Source organism: Marinifilum fragile (genome assembly GCF_963677365.1).
In the GTDB taxonomy this organism is placed as follows: domain Bacteria; phylum Bacteroidota; class Bacteroidia; order Bacteroidales; family Marinifilaceae; genus Marinifilum; species Marinifilum fragile.
The window spans coordinates 4,681,863-4,695,359 of sequence record NZ_OY781962.1 but is presented as its reverse complement, the minus strand read 5'-3'; the positions used below and the strand labels follow the sequence as shown (position 1 = coordinate 4,695,359).

At 35.8% G+C, this 13,497-nt stretch carries 4 protein-coding genes; all 4 read right to left on the bottom strand.

Going from position 1 to position 13,497, the window contains the following annotated elements:
- Positions 1 to 52: 52 nt before the first annotated feature.
- A complete protein-coding gene (locus ACKPCA_RS19075; RefSeq protein ID WP_321280501.1) occupies positions 53 to 1,105 on the bottom strand; it encodes an endonuclease/exonuclease/phosphatase family protein in 1,053 nt (350 codons plus the stop codon).
- Entirely contained in the window at positions 1,102 to 2,454 is a 1,353-nt protein-coding gene (locus ACKPCA_RS19070; protein WP_321280499.1) for a hypothetical protein, read from the bottom strand. The genes ACKPCA_RS19075 and ACKPCA_RS19070 overlap by 4 nt, the downstream gene beginning before the upstream one ends.
- 77 nt (positions 2,455 to 2,531) lie before the next feature.
- Complete coding sequence (locus ACKPCA_RS19065; protein ID WP_321280498.1) at positions 2,532 to 3,593, bottom strand: PorP/SprF family type IX secretion system membrane protein; 1,062 nt, start codon at positions 3,591 to 3,593, stop codon at positions 2,532 to 2,534.
- 36 nt (positions 3,594 to 3,629) lie between these two features.
- Positions 3,630 to 13,178: a T9SS type B sorting domain-containing protein gene (locus ACKPCA_RS19060; protein ID WP_321280496.1), complete on the bottom strand. Its 9,549-nt coding sequence runs from the start codon at positions 13,176 to 13,178 to the stop codon at positions 3,630 to 3,632.
- Between the last annotated feature and the right edge of the window lie 319 nt (positions 13,179 to 13,497).

Here is a 13,497-nt window from a genome sequence, read left to right as displayed (position 1 = left end):
ATAGTAGTTCATCCAGAAACTATAAACAACTATTAATGAGAAACAATCTATACTACTTTCTCCAAAGATCAAGAATAATGGGTAAGTGATCGCTAAAACCTCCATGATACTTATACCCCACAAATGTTCGGTAAGGTTTTAGTCCGAAATGAGTTTCATCTTTTTCCAATAAAAAATCGGGTGCAAACACACTCATTCCATCTTTATTGCAATACAAAACGGCAGATTTATTCATCAATGATCCTGATACAATAAACTGATCGAGCATTCCCCACTTCCCTTGGTACTTGTGACTGCCAATACTTCCATTCTTCACAAAAACACTGGCTAAATTATACAATTGCTGATCTTTAATTTCGCCAGCAATTTCTGTCGCTCCCAAAGTTTTAAATATGGATTCATTCTCCGGATAATCGTTAAAATCTCCCATAATAAGAACATTTGCCTTTGGCGATTGCAAATAAATTGAATCTACTTTTTGCCTTACCAATTTTGCAGCGGAAATACGCTTTTGCTCCGATTCAAGCTGTCCTCCCCAACGTGAAGGCCAATGATTTACAAACACATGCAATGTGTCACTGGAGTGTAACTTTGCTTTCACATATAAAATCTCGCGGGTAGTAGATACCTTTTCTCCATCGTAAATTAATTGAATAAAGGAAGTATCTATGGGTTGAAATACTTCAGGTTGATACATCAAAGCAACATCAATCCCTCTTCTATCAGGCGATTCTCTATGAATGATTTGGTAAGCTATTTTACCCAAATGACCATATTTAAAAATCCCATCGAGTACAAAACGATTTTCGATTTCACACAGGCCTATAATATCAGGAAATTCCCATCCACCAGCGGCCATTATTACTTTTGATATTTTATTGACTTTCTGTTGATACTTTTCCCAATTCCAATTCCTTACTCCAGTTGATAAAAACTCATTGTCCAGCTTTAAGCTATCATCAAAACAATCGAAACAATTTTCAACATTGTAAAACATTGCTCTAAAATCACCGCGCTTGTTCTCTTCCCTACCTTCCAAGATAGATTGTGCCGAGCCATAAAAACTCAAAAGGAACACAAAAAAAGCAAGACAAGTTCTTTTCATTCCTGACTATTATTAAACTCAAAAGTTCCCATATCCGGGCTTGAATCAGCAGTCCTTGAGTTATTGAGTAGATCATTTGGATACTCCGTTCCAATCTCAAACTTTCCTGTATTTATACAAGGAGAGATTTCACTAAGCATATAATTTCTTTCTTCAATCGATATGAATTCAGGATCCTCATTATAAATGCAGTCAGAAAATATTGAGGTATATTCTTCTTGGAGCGATTTACTTAGTTTTAAAAGCGTATTTTCTACTTTTAGCCCTGATGTATTACCAACCACAAATTCGTCGCTAAAAGTTCCCCATACAATGCAATTACCAATATTAGACATGTATTCCGAAGAATTCACAATCTTAACAACTGGCTCAGTTCTTATATCAAAACTCCAGGCATTGTATAGTGTAGATTGAAATAAATTAAGCTCACCATTCTCAATTTTTAAACATTCGTTTCCACAATTTACCAACAACAAATCGTGAGCTTGCAGGTTCGCGTTTGTAATTGCAATTCCGTTTTCTGTAAAATTTCTGATTATTCCATATTCCAACTGTAACTCCCCACTGTTCCCTACATATTGAATTCCATTAATACCATCTTCCAGAATAAAATGACTCAATTGATTTGATTTACTACTTTCATGAATGCGAATTCCATTCCATTGGCCAGGTACATTTTTATACAGTTCCTCTAATCGCGAACTACCAAAATAAACAGGCTTTTCGAAGCTTCCTTCCGCTTTTAGTGTTCCTTGTATATCTAAACCTGCATTCTTCCCAAAATATACTGTAGTTCCTTCCTCCAATATAAGTTCAGTATTCTCCATTATTGAAATTTGCTTATTAAGCAAATAAGGCCGTTTTCCTGTCCAATTTTGCGAATTGACTATATCTTCCTCAATTAATACTACATCTTGGCTCCAAGTGCTTAAAATTACCCCTTGAAGATTATTATTTACATTAAACACCAAAACATCTTCGAGCAAAACTGCCTCATCAGTATCTTTTGGCCTTAAATTAACCTCTACAAATACGAAAAGACTGTCATTCGCTCCTATTTCAACATTCGCAAATCTTTCTTCAGCTGTTCCATTTACATTAAGTCGATATGGCGAATTCTCATCTTGTAAATAAATTTCTTGCAGATTTATTTTTTTTGAAGATTTGTTATACACCTTAAACAGCTTGGTAGTGGATCCAAATCCAGTAAAAAGAGTATCAAATTTTAGTGTATCCACCGAAAAACTTACACTAAAATCAGGATCAGTATTTAATCCGTCTTCATTATCGCAAGAGAAAATTGCCAACACAAAGCTTAAGCAGCATAGCAGATATAATATATTGCGCATAGAATTATTGTTTAGGAATTTGAAGATAAAAAAAATCCGGTAGTTCTGTATTCTACCGGATCTAAATTTCTTTTAACTTAAAAGAAAATGTAGTTTTTACTTTTTCGTTTATGACGTTGCGTTTGGGTTTTACTAAAGTTGCGGTCGGCCGCCCTTCTTTCACGCATTCTGTTTTCGCGCTTCATCTTATTCGGAATATCAAAGTTGATTCCCAAAGTGATTTCATGAGTACCATCACTACTATCAGCAATCAGGTTATTGGTATAATGATCGTATGAATATCCAAGGTAATATTGATTGTAGCTTACCCCAATCATTCCCACAATTTGATCATTTGCACGGTAAGATGCTGCCATCCAAAAATGGTTGATATACAATTTCAATGTTACATCGTAATACACATCTGAGTTCAAGGTTTTTCTCACAATTACCGATGGCTCCAAATCTACCAAATCCATTAAATGAAATGTATAACCAGCAGTGCCGTAAAAATGACGCATCATGATATTATCGGTGTAAATGTTATCTCCAAGCTTTACAGAAGATTCGAACAGATGGGCTGCAGAAAAACCTATGAAATAATCATCATTGTATAGATATACTCCAAAATTCGCATCTGGAACATAGGTTACCATATCACCTCCTGTGTAAAGAGGATCATTTACTGGTATATCGCGTCCATCAAACTTATACTGATAGAATACGCCTCCCAATCCAAATGAAAGTTTGGTTCCAGCTTTTCCATAGCGACGTCTGTTTAATTGTAGGTGATATGCATAGGAAAGTTCAATTCCCGTACGCGATATGGCTCCATATTTATCATTGAAAAAATATCCTCCAACACCTACACCACGCTGCTTGTTTCTGCGTGCCAGCGGGTTTCCCATCACGTTACACGTAGTACATTTACCCCCTAAATTTTTGTTAAAACTTAATGCCTGCGTTTCAGGAGCTCCTTCAACCCCAGCCCATTGTTGCCTTAAACTTAATCTTAGTGGCGAATACATTCTACTCCCTGCCATGGCAGGATTTAACAAAAATCCATTCTCTACGTACTGACTGTAAAGAGGTAATTGTTGCGCTTTGACTTGAAAGATTCCAAGCAAGAGAATACCTAATAAAATTAATGCTCTTCTCATTAGATTATAATGGTCAGGTTTTAAAGTTCTAGTTTACTATCTCAGAATGGTTACTGTTCCAATGATTGGTTTTTCATCCTCAACCTCCACTGCGTAATAATACGATCCAATTGGCAGTTTTACACTGCCATCATTACCTCTCCATGGTTCACCTTTATACTCGTTTCCAGTACCTGCAAATTTATACACAGCCTTACCCCAACGATCATAAATCACGATCTTCAGATCTTGGATGAACTCAATTCTCTCTATATCCCAATAATCGTTGTAACCATCAGAATTTGGAGTAAATGCTTTTGGTATTCGTATCCTGCGTTCAAATAAATATTCTACATTTATGATCGTATCCAATGGACAATTATTGGCATCTTTCAATTCCAAGGTATATACACCTCTGTCAATATCTTCAATAGTTTGGGATGTAAATTCTAATAATAAATCATCCTTGAGCCAACTGTACGAATAATCTTTTACTCCACCAGATACATTTACACCAATAGCACCATCCATTGCATCATAAGTAGTTGGTCTAATTACCTCAACTTCTATTGCCAATGGTTCAGGTTCAAATATTTCAACCTCCGAAACATCTGTACATCCCTGAGCATCAACAACTGACACTTCATACTTTCCAAGTTTAAGATCTGTTGCCTCTGCTGTATCCTGCCCATCGGACCAAAGGATAGTATAATCGGGCGTACCGCCAGTTATTTCTACCAATGCTCTTCCCGTTCCATCACCGTGACAATCAACATTATCCACATCGTTAATTTGAGCTATTAATGTGTCTGGCTGATTTAAAGTAAACGAACCACTTTCGCTACAACCGTTATCATCAACAACAGTATAGTCATAAACGCCTCTTGTTAATTCCTCAATTCGCTGGGTAACACTACCATAGTTGTCCCAATCGATAATATAAGGCGCTGTTCCATTACTAATATTTAATTGAATCCAACCGTTTTCCAAACCAAAGCATGTAGGATCTTTACTATCCTCTACTGCGACCAAAAGTCGCTCCGGCTCAGTAATCTCTATTTCAACATCTTCAGATTTACAACCATTTATGTCTGTGATATTTACAGTATATAGACCTGGAGCTAAATTTTCCTGATCCTCCATATTAACATCAACACCAGTTCCAGTCCAAGCATACTCATAACCAGGTGTTCCGCCTTTTGGTTGAATATTAATGTATCCATCATTCATTCCCGGACATGAAATGTTTTTCGTATTCACCTCAATATCCAGTAAATCTGGCTCTTTCACAATTACAGATAGTGTTTGCTCTTCATATCCCGGATCACCACCAGAATCATACACTTTAACATGATAAGTTCCTGCACTTAAATTGTTTATATTCTGGCTGGCACTCCTAAAATGATTATCACCCGACCAACTAAAAGTTAAATTTGCGGGATCACTAGCTCCTTCAACTTCCAGATTAATAGCTCCTTCCGCACCTCCCGGACAAGTAATGTGTGTTACCGATAAAGTATAAAGCAATAATTTTGAAGGTTCATGCACTTTCGTAACATCCTCAATTCTACAACCATTGGCATCTATTACGGCTACTTCGTAAACACCCATTTCAAGTCCATTCACCGATATTGTTCCTGAGGTATTGTCAACTTCTGCATAAGAATAACCTTTCGGCCCAGAAATCAATACCGTATATGGTGCAGTTCCTCCTCCAAAATCTGCTGAAACAGTTCCATCACGCTCCCCTTCAATACTAATATCTGTAGAATTAGCCTTGACACTCAAAACTATGGGCTCCGTAATTTGCTGATTACCAGAAACAGAACATCCTTTTGAAGTTGTAATGGTATAGGTATAGATACCTGGTTCCAGATTCATAATTTTCTTTGCTGAAGATAAAAATCCTTTTCCAAGATCATTGGTCCATACCACGGTATAGTCTGCACCACCAGTATCTACCAATAATTCTATTTGTCCATCAGCTGCCTGGTAACAACTTACATTTTTAAAATTTTTAACACTAACAATAATAGGATCAGCTGGTAAAAGCTCAAATGTTGCATTTGCAGTACTTTCTCCATCACTCACAGAAAGCGAATAAGTTCCTGGTTCTAAACCGGATATATTTTTTCCACTTCCTGAATAACCAGATGGTCCAGACCACGAATACGTATAAGTCCCTGATCCTCCCCTAGCTATCGCTTCCAGTTCACCATCCGACGAACCAATGCACCCCATTCGTTTTACCTCATCAATATAGGCAAACACTTGTCCCGGACTTTCAATAATCACAGACTTTTGAACTGTCGTACAAGATGATGCATCAGTAGCAACAACATTGTAAACTCCTGCTGCCAAATTCTCAATCAAGTAATAATTTTCATCAAAATTATCAGGGCTACTAAAAGTTCCACTTGGTCCTGTTACTGTAAAAGTGTAAGGCATTGTTCCTTCAAATAATTCCAATGCCAAAATTCCCTGATTTGATCCAGCAATTTCAACATGCTGTTCCACAACAACACCTAGCTGAAGACTCAAACCTAGATCTAATTTTACTGTGTCAATTTGTGAACAATTTTTCTTGTCAGAAATTTGCAATGCATATTTTCCCGAAACTAGGTTTTCAATATTTTGCTCATATGATTTGTAGTCATTCGGACCAGTCCATGTATAGGTGTAACCATCATTTCCACCATACGGTGTAACATGAATAATTCCATCTTCAGATTTTTCACAAGAAGGTAAAACGATATCTGCAATTACAAATCCAATTTTGTTTGGTTCCTTTACAGTGATTTCTTTCTCGAATATACACCCATGGGCATCAACGATTCGTAATACGTAATTCTCAGGGGCTAAACTTTTGAATATTCCGGTGCTTTCTTCCACTCCATCAAGGAAATAGCGGTAGTCAGGAGTCCCCTGCCCTCCCACTACAAATATTTCACCCGACTTCTCTCCATGACAATTGGCATCATCCACAACTAATTCTTCTGCAATAAGTTCCGTTGGTTCATTCAGTTCCTGATCCATAGATGTTGTACATCCAACCTTATCGGTAACTGTTAATTTATACAATCCACCAGCTAATCCAGAAATATTAGAATCTGTAGAAGAATATCCATCAGGTCCGATCCATGCATAGGAATAATCAGTAACTCCACCAGTTACAGTTGGAGTAAATTCACCATTTTTATCTCCGAAACATTTGAGATCCAATCCATTCAAATCGACAATCAATTCTGGATTGGAATTTATGGTCACATCTTCTTCTGTAGTTTTACAATTATTTCCATCTTGGACGAAAACTTTATAATCACCAGATGCCAATCCGGTAATATTTTCACTTGCTTGCAAATTGTTGTCCAAATAATAGGATAAGTTTCCTGTCCCTCCCGAAGCATCAATCGAAATTTCTCCTTCATGAACTGTATAACAAGAAAGATCTTTAGTATCGATATTATCTATCAATAATTCATAAGCATCGAAAACATTAACAATTGTATCGAACTCACATTTTTTACCATCAGCAACAGTTACGTAATATTTTCCTGGTTCAAGACCAAAAGCTGTACTTGTCCAATTTGCACTATCATCCGCAGAATCCACATCTTTGCCAGATTCCGCTTTCCAGAAAAATGAATAATCAGGATAATTTCCTGTTGCATTTTTTTTAACTGTTGCAATTACTTGTCCATTACTTTGTCCGAAACATTTTACATTGTTGGCAGTAATTTCTAATGAAACAGTTGAAACTTCTCCCAACGCAACTTCTATTGTGGATTCAATTTTACAATCAGTTCCATCTGCAGCTACCGTATTTTTTCCATAGAAAACTTCAACTTTGTAGAATCCATTTTTATTGACTTCGATTACCGCGTTGGTTTCTCCAATTAATTCGGTATAAGTACCAGCAGTTCCATCAACACTGTAATACCATTGGAAAGTAGTTGAGCTATTAATTGGAAATCCCTTAACATGATCTAACACAGCAATATCGCTACACCACTCTTCTCTTGGTTTATCAAAACTTTCTTCAAACGAAGGTGGATTATCGTCTCCACTAGGATCATTCCATATAACAAAACCAATAGAATTATTATTGTCATAATGATATTTAACTGGATGATCGACAGCACCAGAACCTGTAGTACCCTGAATATCAGTTAACGATGCATTATAAATATTATCGAAAGTATCTGCTGGTTTGTGAAGTATTGCGCGAACTCCAGGTGTACTTGCTTTTAGAAAAACGTAAGAACAACGAACACCTTCCATTTTTAAATCATTCACAACAGTAACTGTTTTTCCTGACTCAATGGTATTGTTCTCGTAACCCAATGTGAATTCAAGATTTAGAAATTCTGTATTTCCAAAAATCTTTCCTTCTTCCATAAATCTTACAGAACCAAAATATCCTTTTTCTGTATCTGCTCCACTTGTAATATTAATAATACCATTATCCACAAAATCTACAAATCCGAAACGAACTTCACCATCGGTTTCACAATAAATACCTCCGCCATTTTCGAAAGTAATGTATGAATCTGTACTTGTGAAAGTTAAACCTCCAGCAGTATTCATTATCATACTCCAACTTGTAATATTATTGGAAGTTACTTTAACAATTGAATTTGTCATATCGAAAGAACGAACTGCATCAGAATCGTGTAATGACAATGATTTAAATTGACTTACAGTAAAATCGAAGCCTTGGGTAGAAACGGAACCTTCATCTATTTCCAAATTTCCAGAAGTAACAAAACCAGTTTGCCAAATCCACGATTGATCTTTTCCTACAAATCGAATATCACCATCCAGATTTTTATTGGCAAAATCAACATTTTTGATATCAGCTAATCCGTCACCAATAAATTCGAAAGTTCCTTGCATGTCCAAAGCCATGCTATTGGCAAGATCCACAGAACCTCCCATTTGTAATTTTGCAGTAACAGAAAAACTTGCGTCCGGATCAATATCATCATTCCATGTCATGCTATGACATTTGGCATCAGCAGTTAACTCTACCAGTTTACTTCCAAAGAATGAGTTAGCTGTAAAGAAAACATCATCATTAATTGTAGGTACACATCCTTCTTCGCTACCATCAATCGCTCTACTCCAGTTTTCATGATTGTTCCAATTATCATCCGCACCATTACCAGTCCAGTACAATGCAATGGGAGCAATTACTCCATCAACAGTCCAACCACTTGTATTTCCTAGATCGAAGGAATTGGTTGCGATGTATTTTATACCGCCAGAAACATCAGCATGAATATCTTTTAACTCCAAGAAATTTCCATTTACATCATTCTTTGCTACAAGAAACGTTTCATTTCCAACACCATCTCTTGTAGAGTGCAGATATATTGGTGCAAAACAACTACCATCAACAAGTAATTTATCTGTTGTAATGGTTCTACCATTCTCAAATTTGTATTCAAAACCTCTTGCCAATTCAAGAGTTCCAAATGAATTTTTCTTTCCTTTTATAATTCCATCACCTTCGAATAACAAATGCGATGCATAAACTTCAAAGCCAGAGAATCCACTATTGAACTCTCCTCCTTTTTCAAATATTATCTCATTAAATGATACATTATTTAAAGCAGATCCTAGCAAAATAATATCAGCATTATCTTTCAAACTGATTGTACTGTTATCAGTTTGTAATTCAAAACCTTGATCATAATTCTCATCTGCTAGATTGATATAAATTGAACGTCCCGAAACATCTTCGCTTCCATTTATTATCAAGTTTGAGTTGGTAATATCCAATCCTCTCGAGTTTATTCCTGCAGGAGTTTCAATTGAGGTTAAACTTTTACATTCAACTAAATTTCCATTCGCAATTAACTTACCATGACGAACAAACAAATCTCCTTCTGTCTGAAAATCAGAGTTCATTGTCCAAACTCCACCTTTTCCATCGAACTCAACAACATTAGGAAATATATAATCAAATGTATTGATAGTTTGTGCCTCAGTTGCTCTGAAATAAAAGTCAACCACTGGTGATAAATCAATATCAAGTTGATCATTTAAAATGAACGAACCGTAAATGTAAACACCTGAAATATCAGTATCTCCCATTACAAAATTAGGTCGTGCGGTTTCAGATCCTGTCCAATCCATTGTTCTGCAACGGATATCACCAGATCCTGTGCGAACATTTTGATCAAATCCAGTGAATGAATTTACATCGAAAAAAACATTATCCTTAGCTGTTGGCACACAACCATCCGCAACTCCACCTGAAGCAGCAGCACCTGAAGATGTTGCCCAATGGTTTGGATCATCCCAATCTCCTTCTCCATTAATCCAAAATAAATCTCTTCCTGTTGGTTCCTCTTCAAATTTCCAACCTGTCGTGTTTCCCAAATCCAATGATGATTTTGCAACAAATACATTGTCTGGGTCCGCATGAACATTTAATAAATTAACAGAGCTAACTTCTATATTGGTAACTCCTGCTTTAGCTCTGAATATAGCAGCGTCAGAACCTGAACCAGAAATATCAATCGTTCCTTCACATGCTCCATTGGCAATAATATTCTCGAATTCAAACTCTTGTCTACTTTCAAACACATAAGTTTTTCCTACTGCCATTTGAATACTTTTGGCCGTAAAACTCAATTTGGATGGAGTTGGTTTTCTGAAATAGGTATTACCTTTAAATACCATTTCATTAAAACTTACATTATCTGCAAAAATATCAACATATGCATTTCCTGTTGGCTCTTCAAAAGTCAGGTTATTAAATGCTAAATCTTCATCGCCAGCAGAAACAATAAACTCTCCTGCCTTTGTCAATCGAACTTCCGAAGTTCCAGAAGAAAGTGTAAATGCTTCTGCAGAAACTTCAAACTTTTCAACTTTAAGAATTGTGGAAGATAAATTCAACGAACGGATATTATCTATACCATAATTAGAGTAAAATTCCTTGCTTTCAATTTCATTTCCATTGGTGGATAACTCACCTTGTTTCAGATCAATCGTACCTGTTGTAATAAGATTTGAAGTGATACTCCAGGAACTAGCTTTCCAACTGCCATCTTCCTGTTCGTTTCCGATGAAATTAAGATCGCTAATTAATTCAACTACACCAATATTAATCGTTTGAGGATCATTTTCAGCTTTAAAGTTTATTTCTCCCGAAAATGAATTTTTTCCTGCTGCCATGCCTGACATATCAAGACTACCAAATACATTTAATGGTTGATCGCCTGAAAAAGTCATATTGCTTGCAGTACTCCAAGTCATATTGTTACACTCTGCAATCCGTCCTTTTAGTGAAATATTGACAGCAAAACTACCTGTAACCTTAGCATCTTCAAAATATACGTTGTCTTTTCTGGTTGGAATACAACCTTTGTCCCAGTTGTCTGCTTCGAACCAATTGTCATCAACATTACCTGTCCAATAAACGTCTCCGCCCAATAAATCATCAGGAAAAACCCAACCGTCATAGCCCGAAACACCAATAGATTCTCTAGCTTCCAAAACATTAGCCATTCCACCAACAACATTCACATCTTCAACTCTGACACGAACAATGTTATTTGAATTTACATCACTATCAATGAATGCTACTCCGCCATCACCTTTAAACGAAATGTTTTCAGAACAAGTACCAACAGCATTTAGGCCATCTATTTCCAAAATTTTCTGAGTACTTCCTGCCTGAAATAAATACTCTTTTCCTGCCGCAAAGGTGATATTATCAAATTGATGATTCCCAGAAAGCTTCGCACTTCCATTAAAAATCAATTCTTTAAAACCAGGATAATCTGATGCATTTTCATTGGTTAAAAACACCTGATTATCTTGAGGATGGAATAGAACTTTTTCATAAGTAATTCCATCGGTATTGTTATTATAAAATTCAGCACCGCTTTGGTAAAGAGTAATTTCTGATCCTGATCCTAAAAAGGTAAACCCTGTTCCCTGAACATGCCAAGCTTTTAAAACTCCTGCATTGATATCAATTTTTGCATTCGCAATATTTAATGTCCTTGGCTCCGATGAATTTGACACAAATCGGTTTACATCAATTGTAAAACTTGCTGCATTTAATGTTCCTGAAATCAAATGTAATTCGTTTGCTACATCCAGTGCTGTACTTAAAGTATAAGTATTCGCTTTTGCATCTACCATTAAGGTTCCTGACATTGTAGCATTTAAAGAAATTGTACCTCCACCTTTCAATGTGGTTTGACCATCAAAATCCCAAATTGCATCTGTAGCCTTTAATGATGCATATATTTCCAGATTTTGATTTCCCTCTAATGTAGATGTTCCTTGAATCTCAAGATCCTTACATTCTGCAGGAACATTAACATTCACAGTAAATCCATTAGGGATAATCGCATTATTATTTCTGGATGGGACACAATCTTTATCCCAGTTCTCATGATTTCCCCAATTGTTATCTCCTCCATTTCCGTTCCACGTATAATCATCTGAAGAAGGAGCGCCAAAAGTCCATCCCGAAGTTGCGCCCAAGTCATACGAATTAAGTGCATTAAAAGGAGCTGCTGTACCTGTTGCAGTTACATTTCTAACCTTTAAGTAATCTAAAGCTACACCATCGGCTGAAATAAATCCTCCTGCAGAACCTCCTGTAATATTTATAAATGCATGACATTGCCCAATTGCAGTAAACAGTATATGAACATTTTGGACATCTTTATCTATAGTATAGGAATAACCCTTTGTAAATTCTAATTCTTGAAAATCATTTGGACCACTTAAACTACCATCTTTCTCAAACCTTAGTTTGTTAAAATTGGCACGTAAACTCGTATTAACAACAGCTCCTGAATTTCCAGAAAATATCACATCGTAAAAATCTATCTTTTCGCTACCTGATGTTTCAATACTTGAGTTCTCTGATAAAACTTTTATTGTGGAATTACCTGCCTCGACATTTAGGTTATCTGTTTGAAAACTAAATACAGACTCTCCAGGTTTATTTAAGTTAATGGTAGCGGAATTCAAGTACAATTCTCTCGAAATGGTTGTATTCGAAATAATTCGTCCGCAATTTACTTCTGCTTCAATACTTAAAGTTCCTTGATTAAATTGGATATCATTATCCAAAATATTTAATGAATTGGTGATTCTCCATCCACCATTATTTTCAAAAATTAAATCACCATCGAATGTGTTCCCACCAAAATCAATTGTATTACCTAATGTATTTGCACGAAAATATAATGGTCGATCAAGGTCGATTACCATTTGATTGCTAAAAGTAACACCACCATATATTACTAAATAGTGAGCTGGATTGGCATCGGTTTTAAGTGTTGGCATATTCTTTACATTTCCCCAATGCATATTTGCACATCGAGCAACACTTGTAATTACAACCTCTGCACCAGGATCAGGAAATGAAAATTCATCGAAGTAAACATTATCATCCTTGTCTGGCAATAAAGCATCAGGATTTACTTTCCCTCCTGGCTGATCACTCCAATGCTGAATATCATTAAAGTTTCCTGAACCTCCAATCCAGTAAAAATCACGTGCTTCCGCAGTAACATAAACAGTATGTAATAATATTAATAGTAAAAAACGTATACCATACCTTTTCATAACAAACAGAATTCTAATCAGTCAAACTCACCAATAGGTTAGATAAAATCAATTATTCTTTTCATGAAAGAACTTCTTGTTTTGACGAGAGAAAAACAAATAAGTTTCAAATTTGGGGAAAAATTTCAACATATTAATTATTACTCCAGATTATTTGTAGATCATTTTTTCACTTTATTCCACTAAGCTGAAAAAGTATTTTTTGATTTATAAAAATCGAACATCTGTAATTCATATAGAATCAAAAGCTTAAAAAACCTGATCATTCTTTCGAACAATCAGGTTTTTCAATAGTTTCAAACGATTATATGTATTTTAT